We start from the raw sequence: 20,893 nt of genomic DNA, 5'->3' as shown, positions 1-20,893 counted from the left end.
GAAGCTTCAGAATATGTCCGGTGTGACGCGGATCAGCGTGGGTACCGGCACATCAAACGCCGCACGGATGGCGGATTGCAGGCCGACCCCCGAGTTGGGTTGGGACGACAACGCGCCAAATGCTTCGGCCAGCTTGCAGAAATCTGGATTGCGAGCCTCAACGGCATTCGGCGCAATCTGGCTGCGCACCATGCTGTCTTCAATTTCCTTCAGCTTGCCATTGTCCCACAGAATGATTGGCAGGGACAAACCCAGTTCGACCGCCACGCCCAATTCCTGCATCGTGTACTGGACCCCATAGTCCCCGGCGATCACGGCCGTGGGCTTGCCGCGTCGGGCAATCGCGCCGCCAATGCCCGCAGGCAACGCATATCCCAACGTGCCGAACCCGGTCGGGTGATGCCAGTGATACGGATAGGCCATGTCCCAGAGTTCCTTTGCGACATAGGCAAACTGCGTCATATCCGAGTAAATCATCGTGTCTGCAGGCAAAGCCGCGCGCATCACATCAATCGCTACGGCGATCCCGGGGCGTTCGGCGTCGATTTCGGCCCGCCACTTGGTACGGGCACTGGCCACCTCCTCGGCAGTCCAACCAGTTGCCGGTTTCACCTTATCCAACACCGCCCAAAGCGTTTTCGCAAAGCTTTCACCATCCGCCTGCAGCTTGATCGCTGCACGATGCCGGTCTGACAGAACCTCGGGGTCCAGATCGACGCGGATCAGTTGCGATGTGTGCCCAAGTTTGTCGCGCCAGAGATCTACTTCCCCCAGTTCCGCCCCAACGGCGACAACCAGATCCGCTGACGCAATCACATCGGCGCTGCCCGGTCGTGTCAGCATCGCCCCGAAATCCAGAGCGTAACCGGTGCCAGCCATGCCCCGCCCCGCAAAAGTTGTGAAGCATGCCGCCCCCAGTTGCGTCAATATCTGCCGCCACAGATTTGAATGCGCCCCTCCGCCCAGAATGAACAGGGGGCGGCGCGAGATATACAGCATCGACAGGACCGGCGCGATATCAGGTGGCAGCACTTTTGTTCTGAGCCCGGGCTGATTCGGGAACGGCGCCGGGTCAGCCTCAGCCTCAAGCTGTGCGATCGGCACCTGAATGTGTTTGGGGCGGGGGCGCTTCAGCTCAAACTCTTCGAACGCGCGTTCGACCAGGCCAAAGGCCGCGTCGGCGGTGTTGGCCAGGCAGGACCAATCCGCCACGGTTTCTGCGGCGGCCCGCTGATCCTTCATTTGATGCAGCTGGCCCCGCTGGGCATTTACCTCATCCAGACAGGAGGACAGGACCAGCATCGGGACGGAATCGGAATAAGCCTGCCCCATCGGTGTCATGATATTGCACAACCCTGGTCCGGAAATCACATAAGCCACGCCCGGTTTCCCGGTAGCACGAGCATAGCCGTCGGCCATAAAGCCCGCCCCCTGCTCGTGCCGCGCCAGCACGTGCTTGATGCCCGCCTCTTCGATACCGCGATACATTTCCTGGTTATGTACGCCCGGAATGCCAAAGATCACATCTACGCCATGGTCCCTGAGCATATGCGAGATCTGCGCACCAAGGGTTCTTTTCATCAACTTCTCCAGAATTGAACGGTGAAGATCGCGTAAACCGCCAGCAGTTCAAGCCGACCGACCAGCATACCCGTGATCAGCAGCCATTTCGCCGTATCGCTCAACCCCGCGAAATTGCCGGCCGGTCCGATCTGATTGCCGAGGCCGGGTCCGACATTGGCAAGTGCGGTTGCAGCACCGGACACGGATGTAATGAAATCCAACCCGGTCAGAGCCAGCGCCCAGGACAGCACACCCATCGTCAGCACGAAGAACATGAAGAAGCTCATGACCGAGGTCAAAACATCTCGGCTGATGGGGCGGCCGTCATATTGCGGTGTGAACACGCCGTGTGGCGAACGAATGCGGCTGATCTGGGTTTTGATCGACGCGAACAAAAGCTGATACCGGAATACCTTGATCGAACAGGCCGTAGAGCCCGCGCAGCCACCGATCAGACCGATCAGAAAGAACAGCATAATCGGAAAGTTGCCCCAACCCATGTAGTCTACGCTGGCATAACCCGTGCCGGAAATGATCGAGGTTATGTTGAACAGCGATTCCCGCAAGGCTCTTTCCCAATGGTGCGGGAACACAGTCGTCAGAAAGACGGTCATGACAACAACCAACACCGCAATGGTCGCCAGAAAGGCGCGAATCTGGCTGTCTTGCCAAAGCGAACCGGTGTTGCCATTGGCCAGTTGCACATACCGCACGAATGGCAGTGCAGCCAGGATCATGAAAACGGCAGCGGCATACTCCGTCGGACCCGAGAATACGGCGAATGAGCTGTCATAGTTGGCAAATCCTCCGGTCGCGATGGTCGTCATCGAATGCACGGCGGCGTCGAAAAAACTCATCCCGAAGGCTGCATAGACCAGGGCACAAATCAGAGTCAGTACAACATAGATCATGGAAATCTGCCCGGCGATCTCTTGCGCGCGCGGCAGAATCTTTCCCATGGTCTCAAAGCCTTCCGAGCGGAAGATCTGCATCCCCCCGACGCGCAGTTCGGGCAGGAACACCATCGCAACCACGATGATTCCGATCCCGCCCAACCATTGCAGGATTCCGCGCCACAGCAGCAATCCAGTGGGCATGCCGTCCAGACCCGATAGAACCGTGGACCCTGTCGTTGTCAGGCCGGACATGGCCTCGAAATAGGCGTCAACGAAACGCAGTTCGGTTTCGCCGAACATGAACGGAATGGCGCCAAACACCGGCAGGGCAACCCACACGCCGGTTGTCAGCAGAAAGGTCTGGCGGATTGTCAGCCCCTCGCCCACACCGTTCGAACAGCTCATGGCCAGGACCACGCCGGTCATAACGGTAATGACGGCGCTTTCCAGAAACACATTCCATTCGCCCCGCCCTTCGATCAGGTCAGCAAGCAACGGCAGCAGCATGGTCGCCCCTAGAATGGCGACCAACAGGCCAATCACATATCCAACCGGGCGCATATCCGTCATGAGGCGCAGCGTTGGCGCGCCTGCACGACTGTGTCAAGCGGATGTCGGGATCAACTGTCCGATTTTGGTGCCTGAACTGGCATCGCGGGCGGTTTGGAAGGTGCCCGGGTGCGCCGCACCGGCTGTTCGGCGGCGGTTTTAGGTTTTGCCGCCGCTGGTGCCTCGGATGCCTTGCTTGCTTGACGCGCGACAGGCTTTGGCTTGTCGTCCGGCAGTTTGGTTGTCACTATTTCGGCCGTCTTGCCTGCCTGAGACTTGGGTGCCGCCACTTTGACGGTTTCAGGCTTTGCTGCCGCTTCCGGCTTGACCGCTGGCTTTTTGGGCGTCGGCGCCTTGGCCACAGTAGCGGACGGTTTTGCACTGGCCGGTTTCGGCGTGGCAGCGTTGGCGACCGGCGCTGTTTTAGGTTCCACTTTCTTTGCCACCGGTTTGGGCGTGACAGACGACGCTCTGACAACAGGTGCCTTTGGCGTTACCTGCGCTTTACGTTTTGCCCGGATCTTGGGTTTTACCGCTGGCTTTGCGCGGACTGCTTCCTTAGCAGGTTCCACCGCAGAGGACTCAGACGCTGCCGCACGTAGTGCCTGCAAGGGTACTAAAGGCAACTCGATCGCAGAGCGGGTCATGATTTGCATGATCTTCATCTGATTGACCATGGCATAGCCAGCCACACGCACGGCCGCAGCCTGAAGTTCCAATGGTCCGGAAATCGGGTTCATCTACTAATTCTCCTCTGAAAGCGATGCAGGCAGAGACAAAGCAAAGGGGGTTCCCCGGTTCGGGCCCTTTGGGCGGCAGACCGAATTTGCAATCCAAGGCGTTGCACGTCCCGGCATCCTTTAAGGTGTCGCACCACCTGGTGCGATCATGCTGCATCTGCATTGTCTTGCAGACTACCCAAATATTTGTGCTTGTGCAGAATTTTTGCTGCGGTGCGGCAATAAATCGCCAAGACGCACCCTATTTTCGGAAAACTGCCCTTAAATCAGGCAGATCAACCGACGTGGAACAATGTGGTGAACAGCCGGGGATCCAGACTGGCCGCCGCAAAGGTCGGCCCTTCTGTCAGAATGGACACCGCGTCGTGGCTGTGCAGGCTTTCCTGATGGCTGGCAACTACCCGGAAATCACCGATGTGATGGTCCGCAAGCAGTTCGGCACAGAACAACCGAGCGGCGTCCTCGACAAAAATCGGGTTGGCGGCGTTCAGTTCGGCAAACGCCTGCTCATCTTCGCGCTTGACCATGACCTGCGTCTCGGTCGGAACCGCGCGGCGGCACAGGGTGATCAGATCCTCGAACCACAGGCAATCCGCGTCACAATCGACGACAACTGAAATGCGAGCGACAGACCGCTGCGAATGCGGTGTCGCCAGTTGTCCGCGCGTGGACCGGGCGTGCTCGCTCAATTCCAGCGAACATGGGCAGGTCGAGGAATAGACGTAGTCAAGATGCATGATCTTTAGGCGTTCCCCGCCCCGATCAACCAGTTCCAGCGCGATGTCATAATACTGGTAGCCGGACAGGCCCGAACGCAGGCTTTCCACAATAACCGGATATGAAAACCGCATCTGGATGCGCGCATCCAGACTGTCCAAATCGGTCATATAGTCGTTGAGCGCGGCTTCCATCACCTCAAAGCTGAACGTGCTCTCGGCGTATTTGTAGAATGACCGCATGATCCGGGACATGTTGATGCCCTTTTTCTCGGCCTCAAGGCTTACCGAACCTGTCACCGATGTCTCTAGCGTCAGGTCCTGACCCTTCTTGCGATGAAAGCGAATCGGCAGGCGGAAATTCGAGATTCCCACATGCTGAATCCGCTGTTTGGCACCCCGGATCAGGCTGGACGGACCGTTCTGCAGATCGGGCAGAGAGGCTTTGTACGCCTCACAAACCTTGAAATCCTCGGGGTATTCCCGCGAAAGAGACGGATAATTGACCGGCACAAGCCCCGGGATCAGACGTGCAATCGACGGGTCAAGCTGGCTGATTTCCGCTTCGGTCGCGGATGACGCCCATCGCCGCAAGACGTTAAAGGCCGCCTCGGCTTCGTCACGGTCGGGAGTATTGTCCAGGTCACGGGGATATACGTTCATACGCAGGGTTTCCTTGTGTCGACGCAGGAATATAGCAGGTTTCTGTTCATTTCCAGTCCCCTCTAATACTCACCGGATACCAGACCGGATTGAATAAATCTGCGTGAAACCGTCTATATTCAGCGAAACGCGGCGAGGATTTGATGCCTCGTTTTGGACAACTTGCCCCTTGCTCGGCCGCAGGGGCCTGTCGCAAACAGGATAGCATTGCGAGTGGCGAAGTCACAGGTTGTCCGTAAAAACGTCCAAGACCACTGATGAACGAGGCCGTTATGCGCGACATACTCGATCTGGAGCGATTCCCGCTGGACCAGCCCGGCAGCGAAGCGTGGCAAAGCCTTGTCGAGACCTGTAGTCAGGAGCTTGCACAGCAAGGGTTGTTCAATCTCGAAGGATTGCTGCGCCCGGAGGTCGCCGAGTTCACAGTGTCAGAAATGATACCACGCTTTGATACCGACGCCTTCCTGCATCAGCGCCGCCACAATATCTATTTCAAGAAGATTGAGGAATTGCCCGAAGATCACCCCGCGCTGCAGGAATTCGATACGTCCAACCGGACGCTTTGCGCCGATCAGATTCAGGGTACCGCCCTGCTAAGGCTGTACGAATGGCCAGAATTCGCGCATTTTCTGGCCGCAACGATGAACAAGTCGGTACTGCACGTGATGGACGACCCTCTGGCCCGGGTGAACGTCATGTCCTATCGTGAGGGTCAGGCCCTGAACTGGCATTTTGACCGGTCAGAGTTCACCACAACGATGCTGTTGCAGGCACCGGATCAGGGTGGCGCTTTTGAGTACCGGAAAGACCTGCGCAGTGAAACCGACCCGAACTATGACGGCGTTGCAAAACTGCTGAGCGGCAACGATGAAAACAGTCGGGTTATTTCCCTGAGCCCCGGAACCCTGAACGTGTTCAAGGGCAAGAACACCGCCCATCGGGTGACACCCGTAGCAGGAAGCAAGCCACGAATAATTGCCGTGTTTTCCTATTACGAAAATCCCGGTGTCACGTTTTCGGATACCGAGCGGATGGGTTTCTACGGACGGGCCTGAGGCACGTGCACCCTGCGGCGACTGCAAGCCACAGGGTGCATCTGTCTACTTTTGCGATGCCGCAAGTGCCTGTTGAATGTCCGCCAGAAGATCTGTCGGGTCTTCCAGCCCGATTGAAAGGCGGATCAGGCCCGGCGTGATGCCCAACTCATCCCGCTGCTTCTCACTCAGGCGCTGGTGCGTGGTTGTGGCGGGGTGTGTCGCGATCGACTTCGCATCACCCAGATTGTTCGAGATCACCGGAATGGTCATGGCATTCAGGAATGCAAAGGCTGCTTCTTTTCCGCCTTTGATATCCAAAGACAGAACCGTTCCGCCCTTGCCGCCCAACTGATCCTGAACAAGCGCGTTTTGCGCATGGGTTTTCAGCCCCGGATACAACGTGCGAACCAGAGCAGGATGCCCTTCAAGCGCTTCCGCAACTGTCTGCGCCGTCTCGGCCTGCGCGTTTACGCGCAAGGACATCGTTTCCAGCCCTTTCAGCATGATCCAGGCGTTGAACGGGCTCAGCGCGCCGCCTGTATGCTTGAGATACGGCTCGACCGTGCCACGGATAAATTCCTTAGTGCCGATGATCACACCACCCAGAGCACGCCCCTGCCCGTCTATGTGTTTGGTGGCTGAATACACAACCACGTCGGCACCTTGCTCGATCGCGCGCGAGAAGACCGGGGTCGAGAACACATTGTCGACGACAACCACGGCACCGACCGCATGAGCAAGCCGGGACACTGCGGCAATATCAATGACCTCAAGCGTGGGGTTCGACATGGATTCAAAGAAAACAGCCTTGGTGTCCGGCCGGATCGCAGCCTCCCATGCGGCCAGATCGGTTCCGTCCACAAACGTCACCTCAACGCCATACCGCGTCAGGATGTTTTCAAGAATATACAGACAGGAGCCAAACAACGCCTTGGCCGAAACAACATGGTCACCGGCCTGCAGCATCGACGTCAGCGCGCCGTTCACGGCCGCCATGCCGGAAGCGGTGGCAAACGCATCTTCACCGCCTTCCAAAGCGGCGATGCGCTGTTCAAACATCGCCACAGTTGGGTTGCCATAGCGGGCATAGATGAACTCATCCGGGCCGGATTCGATGAATCGTGCCTCGGCCTGCTCGGCAGTGTCATAGACGAAACCCTGCGTCAGAAAGATCGCTTCGCTGACCTCGTTATACTGGCTGCGGCGAATACCGCTATGAACGGCTTGAGTGCGTTTGTTCCAGGTCTCGCTCATCTTTTTCCTTTCCGCCCCCGGCGCGGGAGGCAAACAAAAAACCCCAGACGCGGCCAAGCGAAAGGGGTCTTTCATCCTGACCTTTTAGCGGTGTTGTTTAGCGTGGCCCGCAATCCGGTAACAAATCGCCACGTAGCTCTTTGCTGCCATACGCCTCGTGCCGCTATTCGTCAAGGCTGCGCTTGGTTCTGTCACGCTTTCGTAACCGCCTCTTGCCGAACCGGCAGAAAGCCGCATGATCGCCGATACACGGAGGAGCCATGACCAACCCAATCGATCTGTATTTCTGGCCAACGCCGAATGGCTGGAAGGTTTCCATTGCCCTGGAAGAGATGGGCCTGCCCTACACAACCCATCTGATCAATATCGGCAAGGGTGATCAGTTCGACCCCGAATTTCTGAAGATTTCGCCGAACAACCGCATGCCCGCAATTGTCGACCCCGACGGCCCGGGCGGCGCCCCGGTTTCGGTCTTCGAAAGCGGCGCGATCCTGATGTATCTGGCCCGCAAGACGGGCCGGTTCTATGGCGAAACCGAGCGTGATCGCATTGCCGTCGAAGAATGGCTGATGTGGCAAATGGGCGGCGTCGGCCCCATGGCCGGTCAGGCGCACCACTTCCTGAAATACGCCCCGAACATGGATCCGCCGCAGGACCACCCCTATCCCAAGGACCGCTACCGGGCAGAGGTTGGACGTCTGTATGGCGTGCTGGATCGACGGCTAGCCGAAAACGAGTACGTCGCGGGCGACTTCTATTCCATCGCCGACATGTCGATCTGGGGCTGGGCCAGCCTGTGGGAAGGTCAGCAGCAAGTGCTTGAGGACAAGCCCCATTTTGCGCGCTGGCTGGAAACCGTCAGCGCCCGCCCCGGCGTGCAGGCCGGGCGCGCGCTGCATGCCGATTTGCGCGGGGATCACCGGGACAAGCAGTCGCAAGGGGTGCTATTCAAGCGGTGATGGTTTTCGGAAGTCGTTTTGGGTTCTCAATGATCATCTTCTGTTTTTGCCTTGGCCATACCAAAGACCGCTAGCGAAACAGGAATTCAGGCTCCGCCGGCAAAGGCATCAGCTTGTTTTTCCGGAGACCCTTGTGCATTTGCGCAGCATTGCTGCCGTCCGTACGCATCCGGGCGGTCAGGACAAAAGCCGCATGCCCTGTCTCTGTTGTTTGAGCTGGGCCGACGGAACGCTCTGTCTTTTTGAGATGCACGCCAATCGGTTTTTTCGACCGCGCAGAGCGGAAGTTTGGAACCGAATGCTGTTTCCGATCTGTTTCTTCCTCCGACCGTGACAACTCAACGCCCTTCTGCTGCTGCAATTCTGAGAGGTACGTTGTTGCAATCCCAAGGTGCCTGCGTTCGAAGGAATATGCATTCAGTGCCTCCTCGATCATTCTGGCGGTGTGTACATATCCTTTTGATCGCGTGAACTCTGAAAGTTCGACAAGACGATCGTGGATCTGGCTCTCATCCGGTCGGACATTTTTTTTGAGCGATCCATTTTTTGTTACGTTGGGCATCCGGACTGACTTCGAGAAGACGTTGAGTGGTGCGCGGTCAAGCCCAGGCTCTGACAAAGGCCGACGCGCAAAGATGCTTGCAAGTACCCTTCCGGCATCGGAGAGTCGACCAACCGGCGTCAAAGCGGCGGAAAAGCGCCTCATACTCACATATGGATCATAATGCACGTATCCATCAGCGCCGGACCGCAAGTCTTGCAACCGGCAAGCGTCCACTTTGTCCGTATGGCAGACCTATCCCTCCCCCCGCACCAGCACATCCAGCATCCCCGAGATATCCTCGATCTCTTCCGCGATCACATGGGTCACCGAATGCGCCCGCTGCATCCGGCCCGTTACCCTCAACAACCGCCCCGAGATCACCGCGCGGCGGAATTGTTCGTAGATCTTGCGCCAGACCACCACGTTGACGATGCCGGTCTCATCCTCAAGCGTGACGAATATCACCCCCTTGGCCGTCCCCGGTCTCTGCCGCAAGATCACCAGCCCCGCCACCGTCACGCGTGCACCTTCGGGCGGGGCGTTCAGTTGGCAGGCGGGCAGGCACGCGGGCGGGCGCGGCCAATCGCTGTTTTGATCTGTGGGGCGAACAGGGACAACAAGCATGAGAACAAAAATAGAACAAATGACAAGAAAGTCCAGTCGCGGCACGCCGAGTCGCAAATGAGGCTGGAAAGAGCTAAATGCCTTGACTAAGGAAGGTTTCGAACATCGCAAAAGGAAGACGCACGCAATGGCAAAGATCACCTATGTCGAGCATGGCGGTACCGAACACACTGTCGAGGTCGCCAACGGACTGACCGTCATGGAAGGGGCCCGTGACAACAACATTCCCGGCATCGAGGCCGATTGCGGCGGCGCCTGCGCCTGCTCGACCTGCCATGTCTACATTCACCCCGACTGGGTCGAGAAAATCCCGGCCAAGGACGACATGGAAGAAGACATGCTGGACTTTGCCTATGAACCCGATCCGGCCCGCTCGCGACTGACCTGCCAGATCAAGGTCACGGATGCTCTGGACGGTCTGGTCGTGCAGATGCCGGAAAAACAGATCTGATGCCAGCCAGACCGGTCGTCGCCGTCGCAATCGCACTCGGTGTATGTCCGGTCACGGCACAATCGCAGCAACCGTGGCAATATGAACCACTGGGCTCGGCCGAATACTCCGAACCCACGGCGCGATACCCCCATGGTGTTCTGGGTGATCAGATTGAATACGGCGCGCTGGTCCTGCAATACGCACCCGGATCGACGCAGTATACTATACGGCTGCCAGAAGAACGTGTTTTCGAAGACATCCGGCCGCGCCTGGTCGACGTTGACAACGACGGCCGTCGCGAAGCCCTTGTCGTCGAAAGCCATCGCGACAAGGGTGCCCGGCTTGCAATCTACAACGGCGGCGGCCTGATCGCGGCCACGCCCTACATCGGCACCCGTTTCCGCTGGCTCGCACCGGTCGGCGCTGCGGACCTGGACAACGACGGCCATGTCGAAATCGCCTATGTCGATCGCCCTCATCTTGCGAAAACGCTACGGATCTGGCGTTTCGAGAACAACCAACTGACCGAGATCGCAACAATTCCCAATCTGACGAACCATCGCATCGGCGAAGATTTCATCTCTGGCGGCCTGCGCTTCTGCGGGGACACTCCCTCGCTGATACTGGCCGACGGCAACTGGTCTCGTATTGTCAGCGTCACGTATGACAAGGGCTGGCAATCAACAGATCTGGGACCGTTCCGGGGCCGCGACAGCATTTCCCAAGCCCTTAACTGCTGATCCGCCCCTTCATCTGGCCAAAAATATCCTGGGGGTGAGGCCGCAGGCCGAGGGGGCAAAGCCCCCTGATCAAGAACCCGTGACGGGCGCAGCCCGCCACGAGACCTCTGCCAGAGCTTACAGTGCCCGCCAGCCGATATCCCGCCGACAGAAACCCTCCGGCCAGTCTATCGCATCAATCATCGCATAAGCCCTGTCACGCGCGTCCTGCAACGACCCGCCACGTGTCGTGACATTCAGAACCCGCCCGCCCGACGCCGCAATCCGCCCTTCAAAAGACTTGGTTCCGGCATGGAACACCATGTTCTTGCTGTCTTCCGGCAGGTCATCCAACCCCCGGATCACCGAACCTTTTTCATAGGTCCCCGGATATCCCTCTGCAGCCAGGACAACCGTTATCGCATGATCATCTGCCCAATTCACTTGTGTATCGCGCAAACGCCCCTCGGCGGCTGCGTGCATCAGGTCCATCGCCTGCGCGCCAAGTCGCATCATCAGAACCTGGCATTCCGGATCGCCGAAACGAACATTGTATTCGACCAACCTCGGCTGCCCATCCCGGATCATCAACCCGGCATAAAGCACGCCCTGAAACGGCATCCCGCGACGCTTCATCTCGGCCATGGTCGGGCGCACAATCTCTTCCATCGCACGCGCTTCGACTTCGGCGTTCAAAACCGGTGCGGGAGAGTATGCGCCCATGCCGCCGGTGTTCAGCCCAGTATCGCCCTCTCCAACCCTTTTGTGGTCCTGCGCAGTGCCAATGGACAGGATATCTTCACCGTCACAAAGCACGAAAAGCGAGGCCTCTTCGCCCTCCATGAACTCTTCAATCACGACCTCGGCTCCGGCACCGCCAAAAGCGCCGCCGAACATGTCGTCGATGGCCGCCAGCGCGGTGTCCTCGTCCATTGCCACGATCACGCCCTTGCCCGCAGCCAGACCATCCGCCTTGACGACAATGGGCGCACCCTGGGTCCGGATGTAGTCCTTGGCTGGACCGGCCTCGGCGAACCGGGCATAAGCCGCTGTCGGGGCACCCGCGGCATCGCAAATTTCCTTGGTAAAGCTCTTTGACGCCTCAAGTTGTGCGGCACCGGCCGACGGTCCAAATACCAGAACCCCCGCTTCCCGCAACCGGTCGGCAACACCTGCCGCCAAAGGGGCTTCGGGCCCAACGATCACGAAATCTATCGCGTTTTCTTCGGCAAAGCTGACAACCGCGCCACCGTTTTCGATATCCAGCGCCGCGCAATCGGCGATCTGCTCGATCCCGGCATTTCCGGGTGCCACGATCAGACGGTCGCATTTGGGGTTCTGCAGCACCGCCCAGGCCAGACTGTGCTCACGCCCGCCGCTGCCGAGAATAAGGATGTTCATGAATGCTCTCCGATCTGCTTGGCCTTGCCTGCGCGGCGTTCTAAGCTGGGTGAGCATTTGAAACAAGGCGCTGAAATGTCCGACCTGCTAGACGACCCAATTCCCGGCCAGAATACCCCTGAATACACCGTTTCGGACATCTCGGGCGAAGTGAAACGGACCCTCGAAGGAGCGTTTGGCCGAATCCGTGTGCGCGGCGAGGTCGGTCGCGTCTTCAAAGCACGTTCGGGGCATTTGTACTATGACATAAAGGATGACCGGAACGTCCTGGCTTGCACAACCTGGAAAGGTCAGGTTTCCGGCCTCTCCGTTGTGCCCGAAGAAGGTCTTGAAGTTGTCGTCACCGGACGGCTGACCGCCTTTGGCGCGCAATCAAAATACAATCTGAACGTCGACGAAGTTGCGGTTGCCGGACAAGGCGCGCTGATGGCGTTGCTGGAAAAACGCAAGAAACAGCTTGAGTCGGAAGGCCTGTTTGCGCCCGAACGCAAGACTCACCTGCCTTACCTGCCCCAGATCATCGGCGTTGTGACCTCTCCTTCCGGCGCGGTGATCCGCGACATCCTGCACCGGCTGCGCGACCGGTTCCCGCGAAAGGTACTGATCTGGCCGGTTGCAGTTCAGGGCGCCAACTGCGCGCCCGAGGTCGCGCGGGCAATCGAAGGGTTCAATCGGCTGACGCCCGGCGGCGCTTTGCCACGCCCTGATCTGATCATTGTTGCGCGCGGTGGCGGCTCGATCGAAGACCTTTGGGGATTTAACGAAGAAATCGTCGCGCGGGCTGCCGCTGCATCCGCGATTCCACTGATTTCAGCCGTGGGGCATGAAACGGACACGACCCTGATCGACTTCGTCTCGGATCGTCGGGCCCCTACGCCCACCGCCGCCGCCGAATTGGCGGTACCTGTGCGGCTGGAATTGTTGGCCTGGACCGGCGAACAAGGCGCGCGTTTGTCGCGGGCGGCAACGGATGCCGTGCAACGCCGTTCGCAGCGCTTAAGGGATTTGTCACGCGCGCTGCCAAGGGCTGACAGCCTGCTCGACACGCCAAGGCAACGCCTGGATCAGGTCTCGGACCGCCTGCCCAACGCCCTGATCCGCGGTGTTCAGAACCGGCGCGTCAAATTGCTGGACACATCCGCACATTTGCGCCCGTCAACCCTTCGCGGGATTGTCGAAACCCGCCGCGACCGATGGCGCAACCTGACTTCACGCCTGTCTCTGCGTCCGATCAGACAGGAACTGAAAAACCGCACCGAAAACCTGAACCGATTGTCAGAGCGTCTGAATACAGCGCACAAATCCCGGCTGGACAGGCTGCGTCAACAATTGGACGCGACCGACCGGCTGCGCGAAACGCTCAGTTACAAAGCGACGCTGGAACGAGGGTACGCTGTGGTTCGCGCAGAAGGTGCGGTTGTCACCACCAAGTCGCAGGCAGCCGGGCATCCTGTTCTTGAGATCGAATTTTCTGATGGTCGTCTGACAACCGGCGGATCGGCCAAACCTGCCTCCAAAAAAACCAAACCCGACGCCCCGGATCAGGGATCGCTTTTCTGACTCATGCTGACAATCTGGGGTCGCAAAACATCATCCAACGTTCAGGCGCTGATGTGGTGTGTCGGCGAACTGGGCCTGCCGTTTCGCCGCCATGACGTCGGACATGAATTTGGCGGGCTGGACAGCGATGCCTTCGCGGCCCTCAACCCAAACCGGACAATTCCGGTGGTACAGGACAACGACGACACAACAATTTGGAAAACGGGCGCGATCCTTCGATACCTCGCTGCACGCTATGCTGATGACAGTTTCTGGCCCGACGACCCGGTGCGACGTGCAACGGTCGATAGATGGGCGGAATGGGCCAAGCTGAACGTCGCCATGAATTTTACCGTGCCGGTCTTCTGGCGAGTCGTTAGAACGGCGCCCTCCGTCCGGGATGAAACAGCGATCACCGCTGCCCTGCATGTGCTGGAAGACAAGCTGGCCATTGCCAACCAACAATTGTCGCATAGCGCTTATATCGCAGGGACCAGTTTCACGCTGGCCGACATCCAGTTGGGCCACATTTTGTACAGGTATTTTGACATCGACATCCCGCGCGCACCGTTCAGGCACCTACGGCGATACTATGAAACCCTGTCGGCCAGACCGGCCTATCGCGATCACGTCATGATTAACTACGAAAGCCTGCGTGCGCGTTAATCAAAGTCTCAAACTCCGATTTCCGGGCCATAGCACACCATTTCTTCGCCACGGTCATCAGCCTCGTACAGTTCAGTCTCCTGAGGGTCGCCCTCGAACTGCGCAATCAGCCTTCCACCCGATCTGGTGAACAACCAGCATTGAGGATCCGGTCGGTCTTCATAGACGAAACATATCTGTTGATTTTGCTCGTACCAGACACCTTCCTTGCAATCGCCATCCAGAAACGACCAGATGACCCTGCGCCCGGGCAGATAGCGTTCCACCCCATATACCTGCCCCTGGAACCCATAAAACAGGGTCTTGCCGCGTGTGTATTCGTCGAACTCTGCAGCCGATAGCGCAGTCTGCGCGGTTGCGGCCTGCGCGGACGCAATCAGAAGAATCACCAAATGCCTCAACATGGTTTCATATTGTCAGATGCCGCAATCCGACGCCAACCAGCATTCTGCGACCGGTTTCCTTGACGTTACCGGTTGAGTTGCCCGGCACATCAGGCTGACACTGCATCAGAACCAACAGCCGACACTGGCAGGAGAGTAAGGGATGACAACAACGCTGTTCTGGATCGCCGCATTGTTTGCAGTCGCCTACCTTCCGATGTCTCCAAAACCGGCCAGCCTAGTGCGAACGGCATTCAAGACCGGATCGGTTGCCATCCTGGCGCTGATCGCAGCGGTTGCCGGCGCCCCTTCCCTGCTGATCCTGGCCCTGGTGTTGTGTGCCGTCGGGGATGCTTTGCTGTCGCAAGAGACCGAGGCGACTTTCATCGCCGGGGTCGGTGCTTTTGCCGCCGGGCATCTGGCTTATATTGCCCTGTTTCTGACCCACGCCAGCAGCGATCCGGCGCTGATCCTGGACCGGCCGGGATTGGTCTGGTCGCTGGTTCTGCCGGGCATTGTCGCGGCGACACTTCTGGCACCACGAACTGGTGATCTGAAAATCCCGGTGCTTTGCTATATCCCGATCATTCTGGGCATGGGGATCACGGTTCTGAGCCTGCCCGAGACCGGAGCATTACGCTGGGCCCTTCCCGGAGCGCTGGCCTTCATCGCATCCGACCTGATCCTGGCCACAGAAAAGTTCCTGCTTCCGCCCCGGCATCCCGCAATGGCCCTGACCCCATATCTGGTCTGGCCGCTTTACTGGGGCGCACAAGCTGCATTGCTGCTTGCGTTTCTCTGACCCTTTGCAACTGCCGCAAATCCGCATTAGGTGAAGAGAACACCTGCGGAGACCAAAGATGGCGTTTTTCTCAAAGCTCAAGGATCGGCTGTTCAAATCCTCGTCCCGGCTGGAACAGGGGCTTGATGCGATTGTCGAAGATGGCGGCGAAGAAACGACCGCCCCCGATCCGGTCATCCCCGAACCAGAGCCTGAGCCTCAGCCCGTCCCCGAGGTTCCCGAACCGGCCCCGACCCCCGAACCGGTCCCCGCCCCTGAACCGGCCCCCGCCCCGCAACCGGTCGAAACACCTTCTCCGGCGGACCCTACGCCGGCTCCGCCGCCGCCCGAAGCAACCCCGGCGCAGCGCAAGGGTGTTCTGGGACGGCTGTTCAATCGGGGCGACACTCAGGTCGTGGTACGACGCACGCTTGACGATGACATGCTTGAACAGCTTGAAGAGTTGCTGATCGCCTCGGACATGGGGGTGGATACCGCACTGCGTGTCACCGCCAACATGGCCGAAGGTCGTTTTGGCCGCAAATTGTCGACCCAGGAGATCAAGCAACTTCTGGCGCAGGAAGTCACCCGTGTGATGGAACCTGTTGCAAAGCCGCTGCCCATCTACCCCAAGCGCCCACAGGTGGTTCTGGTTGTTGGCGTCAACGGATCCGGCAAAACCACAACCATCGGCAAGCTGGCAAGCCAGTTCAAGTCCGCAGGTAAGAAAGTGGTCATCGCCGCAGGCGACACCTTCCGCGCCGCCGCGGTCGAACAGCTTCAGGTCTGGGGCGACCGCGCTGGCGTGCCCGTCCTGACCGCGCCCGAAGGCTCGGACCCGGCTTCGCTGGCTTTCGACGCCCTGACCCGTGCGCAGAATGAAGGGGCGGACCTTCTGATGATCGATACAGCAGGCCGCCTGCAAAACCGTGCCGACCTGATGGAGGAACTGGCCAAGATCGTCCGCGTCATCCGCAAGGTCGATGACACCGCCCCGCACAACACCCTTCTGGTCCTCGACGCCACCACCGGCCAGAACGCGCTAAGCCAGGTTGAAACCTTCCGTAAACTGGCCGATGTCTCCGGCCTTGTGATGACCAAGCTGGACGGCACGGCCAAGGGTGGTGTTCTTGTGGCGCTCGCTGACAAGTTCGGTCTGCCCATCCACGCCATTGGTGTCGGCGAACAGATCGACGACCTGGCCCCATTCGACCCGGAAGAATTCGCCGCCGCCCTCACTGGCCTCGACAAGGGCTGATCCGCCCCTTCATCTGGCTGAAAATATCCTCGGGGGGTGTGGGGGGCAGACAGCCCCCCAACCCTTTCCACCCAGCAAAAGGCCGAAAGTTGAGCGACTGGCTGATTTCCCTCGAAGGCACCGAAGCGGGCCACCAACTTGCGCTGGGACTGGCGCTTATGGCGGCATTCCTGCACGCGGTCTTCGGAGCATTGCAGAAAGGGCGTCACGACCCCTGGCTGTCACGTGGCGCGATTGACATCTGCTACTGCCTGATGGCCGCGCCCTTTGCCTTTTTCGTCGTGCCCTGGCCCGAACCTTATATGTGGCCCATCTTCGCAGTCGTCTGGCTGATCCACATCGCCTACAAGACCTTGCAGGCGCTGGCCTACACCAAAGGCTCCTACACCGTGGTCTACCCGGTGGTGCGCGGCACCGGCCCCCTGTTCACCGTTATTGGTGCCTACCTGCTGTTCGGCGAGACATTTTCGACCACGCAGTGGTTCGGCGTCGCGGTGTTACTGGCCGGTATCTTCGGATTGGCCGGATACAACCTGCGCTATCTCGAGACGAACCGCGAAACGCTGGGTATCGCCTTGTTTCTGGCCGTCGTAACCGGGCTGTTCGTAGCGCTTTATACAACCTATGACGCCTATGGCATTCGTGCGACCGCCGATCCGTTCACATTCCTGGCCTGGTTTTTCATGATCGACGGGGCGGCAATGCCGATTTATGCCTTCCTCAGATGGCGGGCCATGATCCATCGCCCTGCGATTGGCCCACTGATGCTGCGCGGGCTCGCGGGCGGTATCATCGCCCCATTGTCCTTCGGGGCCATCATGCTCGCCACACGGCTGGACAAAGTGGGCGAGGCCGCGGTGCTTCGCGAAACCTCGACCGTGTTCGCGGCCCTGATCGGATGGCTGGTGCTGAAAGAGACCGTCGGCCCCCGGCGTATTGCCCTGATGGCCTTGATTGCATTGGGTGCAGTAATAGTTGAAATGGGCGGGTAAGCAGCAGGACAGAATCATGACAGGTAACAAAGAAATCAACCCGTTTCTGAAACAGGTGCTGGAACTGGGCCCGCCTCTGGCCTTCTTCTTCATCTATCTGCGCCTGCGTGACGACAGTTTCCTGATCGGCGGCATCGAATATTCCGGCTTCATCATAGCGACGATCATCTTTGTACCGCTGATGCTGGGTGCCATGGGCATATTGTGGTTTCTGACCGGAAAACTCAGCCGGATGCAGATCTTCACGGCCTTCATGGTGATCTTTTTCGGCGGTCTGACGGCCTGGTTCAATGATGAGCGGTTTTTCAAGATGAAAACCACGCTGGTCTACGGCTTCTTCTCGGTCATCCTGGGCATCGGTCTTTTGCAGGGGAAATCCTATCTCGCCTATGTGCTGGACGAGATGCTGCCCATGCGCCATCAGGGCTGGATGATTTTGACACGTCGCCTCTGTGGCTGCTTCGCCCTTTTGGCAATCGCCAACGAAGTTGTCTGGCGAACCTTGTCGACCGATCTCTGGGTCAAAATCGAAACCTTCGGGTTTCCGATTGCCCTGATGGTCTTTCTGATGCTGCAATTCAACCTGCTGCAAAGCTATATGGACGACCCGGATCATCAATAGGTTCCGACAGCGGACATCACAAAACCGTGAACATGCCCGCATTGGCGCCAAGTATTCTGTCTGAAATCCGGCAATTACCCACAAACAGCTTGGCTAAGCGCCAAAGCTGTGAAGAATGGGGTAACCACTCACCACCCCCATCCGGAGCCCCGTACACTTATGACGGCCTTCCCAAACAGCGGCTTTCTTGCCGAAGCATCTGACCGCCTGAAAGCCATGCTTACCGCGCAGGCTACCGAAATTTCACTGAACGACGGAGATACCCTTTTCGAACAGGGTGACGAGGGCAACGCGCTCTATGCCATTCTGGAAGGCACACTCGAAGTGTCCTTTTTGGCGATGAGCGGCCGAAAGCTCACGCTGACGCTGATGCGTCCGGGTGAGATCTTCGGCGAAATCGCCCTGTTTGATAACGGCCCGCGTACCGCCACCATTTCCGCTGCCGAACCCTCGCGTGTCCTGCGCGTGCTGCGCAACGATGTGCTGCGTCAAATACGACAGCACCCCGATCTGGCCGAGGACATGATCCGTCTGGCAGGTCTGCGCATGCGCTGGATGGGCTCGCAGCTGAACGAGCAGGTCTTTCTGCCGATGCCGATCCGGCTGGCCCGCAAACTGCTTCACCTTTCGGAGCTTCAGGACAATCCGGCAGACAGGATAACCCTGTCGCAAAGCGAACTTGCCGAATTCGTGGGCGCCACGCGCGAAGCGGTGTCCAAGACCATATCCACCTGGAAACGTGACAATATCGTTCAGGCGTCACGGGGTGGGTTGCTGATCCAGGACTTCGATGCATTGCAGGAACTGGCCGAATCCGACCTGATCTGACGCCTGTGACCTGCTTCACATACATGCGGCGACGTTAACACTAAATTAATAACTGTTACCGTAGGAGGTCAGAGAATCATCCCCGATATCTGTCCACTGACCTCTCCCTGTACCAGAGCCATACGTCCTTCTCAGGCGTATGGCTCACCTTTTCCATCAGCAATTTCAGATAAAAAAGGGCCGGAGTTTACACTCCGGCCCGATTACCTTTTTGCGCCTTGGGTCACTCACCAAGGCTGAGTGCGACGAACCGGGGTTCACCTCCGCGGCGCACCAACAGCAGCAGGGACTTGCGCCCGGCCTCTCGTGCTTCTTCCATCCGTGTTTCGAGGTCACTGACGGATGTCACTTTTTGCTGACCGGCCTCGGTAATCAGATCACCGGCCCGCAATCCCTTGGCATAGGCTTCAGACGCCTCATCAACTTCGCTGACGACCAACCCGTCGGCTTCGGCGTCCAGACCAAGGTCTTCCCGCAGCTTGTCGGTCAGCGGGGAAATAGTCAGCCCCAGGATCTCGGAGTTTTCGTCCTCATCGTCCGTTTGCGCGGGCTCATCTCCGTTTTCCACCCGTTCAGCATCCTCGCGACGACCCAGAGTGACCAGTACGGTCTGTGTACCGCCGTCGCGATGGACAACGACGCGAACGGACTTGCCGACCGTTGTTTCCCCCACCTGACGCACCAACCCGCGCGTGTCTTCCACTTCGACGCCATCAAAACTCAGGATCACGTCACCCGCCTTCAGCCCGGCTTCTTTTGCCGGCCCCTCGGGCACGTCGCTGATCAGGGCGCCACCGGGCTTCTCCAGCCCCATGGCTTCGGCCATGTCTTCGGTCACGTCCTGAATGCGCACACCCAGCCAACCGCGACGTGTCTCGCCGAATTCGCGCAGTTGATCGACAACCTTGACCACCACATTCGAGGCCATGGAAAAGCCAATACCGATGGACCCGCCATTGGGTGACAGGATCGCGGTGTTCACACCAATGACCTGACCATCCATATTGAACAGCGGCCCACCCGAGTTGCCCCGGTTAATAGCTGCATCAGTCTGAATGTAGTCGTCGTAAGAGCCGCTGAGCGCGCGGTTGCGCGCCGATACGATACCGGCCGAGACCGAGAATCCCTGCCCCAGCGGATTGCCCATGGCAATCACCCAGTCACCAACGCGCGCCGTGTCGCTGTCACCAAACTTTACATATTTGAGCGGACCGGTCGCTTCGACCTTAAGCAGTGCGATGTCGGTCTTTTCGTCCGTGCCGATCACCTTGGCCGGCAACTCCTTTACGGGTTGCCCGTCACCGGGAAAGAATTCGACAAGGATTTCGTCCGCTTCGGCGATGACGTGGTTGTTGGTTACAATGAACCCGTCTTCGGAAATCACAAACCCGGAACCCAGCGCATTGCTGCGGCGTGGGAGGTTCTCATCGCCGTCACCGTTACGGTCCTGAAACTCGCGAAAGAAGTCTTCGAACGGTGACCCTTCGGGCACGATCCCGCGCGGACCGGTCTGTCCCTCGATCAGCGTGCTGGTCGTGATGTTGACAACCGCGGGGCTGATCTTTTCTGCCAGCGGCGCAAGGCTTTCGCCCCGGGCCTGAACGGCAACGGTCTGGGCCAGAACCAACACCATTGCGGCAAAGGCCAACCACATCCACCGCACCATAAAAACCGCGTCTTCACGCCCGAGGGAAATACTGCGTGCTTTTGCCTGCACCTGGGGTCT

21 protein-coding genes and 1 riboswitch are annotated in these 20,893 nt (G+C 58.7%); of the genes, 11 read left to right on the top strand and 10 right to left on the bottom strand.

What is annotated here, in order from left to right; translation table 11 throughout:
- Positions 1-6 precede the first annotated feature (6 nt).
- From AC2FIR_RS04465 to folE2, 4 genes are all read right to left on the bottom strand, one after another.
- Positions 7-1,581 (bottom strand): thiamine pyrophosphate-binding protein, encoded by a 1,575-nt coding sequence (locus AC2FIR_RS04465; RefSeq protein ID WP_496744533.1) that lies wholly within the window; start codon positions 1,579-1,581, stop codon positions 7-9.
- Positions 1,581-3,029: a TrkH family potassium uptake protein gene (locus tag AC2FIR_RS04460; RefSeq protein ID WP_170616471.1), complete on the bottom strand. Its 1,449-nt coding sequence runs from the start codon at positions 3,027-3,029 to the stop codon at positions 1,581-1,583. Before AC2FIR_RS04460 ends, AC2FIR_RS04465 begins: the two co-directional genes overlap by 1 nt.
- Positions 3,030-3,079: 50 nt before the next feature.
- The gene (locus AC2FIR_RS04455; RefSeq protein WP_480914780.1) at positions 3,080-3,748 is read right to left on the bottom strand and encodes a hypothetical protein; all 669 of its coding nucleotides are present in this window, start codon (positions 3,746-3,748) and stop codon (positions 3,080-3,082) included.
- Positions 3,749-4,023: 275 nt separating this feature from the next.
- Positions 4,024-5,127 (bottom strand): GTP cyclohydrolase FolE2, encoded by a 1,104-nt coding sequence (gene folE2 / locus AC2FIR_RS04450; protein WP_480914782.1) that lies wholly within the window; start codon positions 5,125-5,127, stop codon positions 4,024-4,026.
- 257 nt (positions 5,128-5,384) lie between these two features.
- On the opposite strand from folE2, the gene AC2FIR_RS04445 reads away from it, so the two are divergent.
- Positions 5,385-6,182: a HalD/BesD family halogenase gene (locus AC2FIR_RS04445; RefSeq protein ID WP_496744530.1), complete on the top strand. Its 798-nt coding sequence runs from the start codon at positions 5,385-5,387 to the stop codon at positions 6,180-6,182.
- Positions 6,183-6,227: 45 nt separating this feature from the next.
- Here the strand turns inward: AC2FIR_RS04445 and metZ are convergent, their stop codons facing one another.
- Complete coding sequence (gene metZ / locus AC2FIR_RS04440) at positions 6,228-7,418, bottom strand: O-succinylhomoserine sulfhydrylase (protein WP_496744528.1); 1,191 nt, start codon at positions 7,416-7,418, stop codon at positions 6,228-6,230.
- Between the two features lie 64 nt (positions 7,419-7,482).
- A riboswitch (SAM riboswitch) is annotated at positions 7,483-7,560 on the bottom strand.
- 118 nt (positions 7,561-7,678) lie between these two features.
- Here metZ and AC2FIR_RS04435 point away from each other — a divergent pair.
- Positions 7,679-8,377 carry a glutathione S-transferase N-terminal domain-containing protein gene (locus AC2FIR_RS04435; protein WP_496744527.1) on the top strand — a complete coding sequence of 233 codons (699 nt, stop codon included), beginning with the start codon at positions 7,679-7,681 and terminating at the stop codon, positions 8,375-8,377.
- Between the two features lie 70 nt (positions 8,378-8,447).
- Here the strand turns inward: AC2FIR_RS04435 and AC2FIR_RS04430 are convergent, their stop codons facing one another.
- Positions 8,448-8,939, bottom strand: a complete 492-nt coding sequence (locus AC2FIR_RS04430; RefSeq protein WP_496744525.1) for a hypothetical protein — start codon at positions 8,937-8,939, stop codon at positions 8,448-8,450.
- 234 nt (positions 8,940-9,173) lie between these two features.
- Complete coding sequence (locus tag AC2FIR_RS04425; RefSeq protein ID WP_170806116.1) at positions 9,174-9,545, bottom strand: OB-fold nucleic acid binding domain-containing protein; 372 nt, start codon at positions 9,543-9,545, stop codon at positions 9,174-9,176.
- 127 nt (positions 9,546-9,672) lie between these two features.
- Between AC2FIR_RS04425 and AC2FIR_RS04420 the strand changes: the two genes are divergently transcribed.
- Together AC2FIR_RS04420 and AC2FIR_RS04415 are read left to right on the top strand one after the other, a co-directional pair.
- On the top strand, positions 9,673-9,996 hold the full coding sequence (locus AC2FIR_RS04420) for a 2Fe-2S iron-sulfur cluster-binding protein (protein ID WP_039534845.1): 324 nt from the start codon (positions 9,673-9,675) through the stop codon (positions 9,994-9,996).
- The gene (locus AC2FIR_RS04415; RefSeq protein ID WP_496744523.1) at positions 9,996-10,718 is read left to right on the top strand and encodes an FG-GAP repeat domain-containing protein; all 723 of its coding nucleotides are present in this window, start codon (positions 9,996-9,998) and stop codon (positions 10,716-10,718) included. The genes AC2FIR_RS04420 and AC2FIR_RS04415 overlap by 1 nt, the downstream gene beginning before the upstream one ends.
- A 117-nt stretch (positions 10,719-10,835) precedes the next feature.
- Here the strand turns inward: AC2FIR_RS04415 and purD are convergent, their stop codons facing one another.
- On the bottom strand, positions 10,836-12,098 hold the full coding sequence (gene purD, locus AC2FIR_RS04410) for a phosphoribosylamine--glycine ligase (RefSeq protein WP_496744521.1): 1,263 nt from the start codon (positions 12,096-12,098) through the stop codon (positions 10,836-10,838).
- A gap of 75 nt (positions 12,099-12,173) precedes the next feature.
- Between purD and xseA the strand changes: the two genes are divergently transcribed.
- Positions 12,174-13,658 carry an exodeoxyribonuclease VII large subunit gene (gene xseA / locus AC2FIR_RS04405; protein ID WP_496744519.1) on the top strand — a complete coding sequence of 495 codons (1,485 nt, stop codon included), beginning with the start codon at positions 12,174-12,176 and terminating at the stop codon, positions 13,656-13,658.
- Between the two features lie 3 nt (positions 13,659-13,661).
- Positions 13,662-14,303, top strand: a complete 642-nt coding sequence (locus AC2FIR_RS04400; protein WP_496744517.1) for a glutathione S-transferase family protein — start codon at positions 13,662-13,664, stop codon at positions 14,301-14,303.
- Between the two features lie 8 nt (positions 14,304-14,311).
- On the opposite strand, the gene AC2FIR_RS04395 is transcribed toward AC2FIR_RS04400, so the two are convergent.
- Positions 14,312-14,707 (bottom strand): hypothetical protein, encoded by a 396-nt coding sequence (locus AC2FIR_RS04395; protein ID WP_480489670.1) that lies wholly within the window; start codon positions 14,705-14,707, stop codon positions 14,312-14,314.
- A gap of 142 nt (positions 14,708-14,849) precedes the next feature.
- On the opposite strand from AC2FIR_RS04395, the gene AC2FIR_RS04390 reads away from it, so the two are divergent.
- The 5 genes from AC2FIR_RS04390 (at position 14,850) to AC2FIR_RS04370 (ending at position 19,167) form a co-directional block, all read left to right on the top strand.
- The gene (locus AC2FIR_RS04390) at positions 14,850-15,488 is read left to right on the top strand and encodes a lysoplasmalogenase family protein (protein WP_496744515.1); all 639 of its coding nucleotides are present in this window, start codon (positions 14,850-14,852) and stop codon (positions 15,486-15,488) included.
- Between the two features lie 58 nt (positions 15,489-15,546).
- The gene (gene ftsY / locus AC2FIR_RS04385) at positions 15,547-16,725 is read left to right on the top strand and encodes a signal recognition particle-docking protein FtsY (protein WP_170806109.1); all 1,179 of its coding nucleotides are present in this window, start codon (positions 15,547-15,549) and stop codon (positions 16,723-16,725) included.
- 89 nt (positions 16,726-16,814) lie between these two features.
- Positions 16,815-17,717: an EamA family transporter gene (locus tag AC2FIR_RS04380; protein WP_170616500.1), complete on the top strand. Its 903-nt coding sequence runs from the start codon at positions 16,815-16,817 to the stop codon at positions 17,715-17,717.
- 16 nt (positions 17,718-17,733) lie between these two features.
- A complete protein-coding gene (locus tag AC2FIR_RS04375) occupies positions 17,734-18,339 on the top strand; it encodes an inner membrane-spanning protein YciB (protein WP_496744512.1) in 606 nt (201 codons plus the stop codon).
- A 159-nt stretch (positions 18,340-18,498) separates the two neighbouring features.
- Positions 18,499-19,167 carry a Crp/Fnr family transcriptional regulator gene (locus tag AC2FIR_RS04370; protein ID WP_480907185.1) on the top strand — a complete coding sequence of 223 codons (669 nt, stop codon included), beginning with the start codon at positions 18,499-18,501 and terminating at the stop codon, positions 19,165-19,167.
- A 223-nt stretch (positions 19,168-19,390) separates the two neighbouring features.
- On the opposite strand, the gene AC2FIR_RS04365 is transcribed toward AC2FIR_RS04370, so the two are convergent.
- The gene (locus AC2FIR_RS04365; RefSeq protein ID WP_170677677.1) at positions 19,391-20,833 is read right to left on the bottom strand and encodes a Do family serine endopeptidase; all 1,443 of its coding nucleotides are present in this window, start codon (positions 20,831-20,833) and stop codon (positions 19,391-19,393) included.
- Positions 20,834-20,893: the final 60 nt, after the last annotated feature.

The sequence above is a fragment of the Ruegeria sp. CDSB136 genome (genome assembly GCF_059610965.1).
The sequence above is the reverse complement of the archived record's forward strand: the minus strand, read 5'-3'. Positions and strand labels throughout refer to the sequence as shown.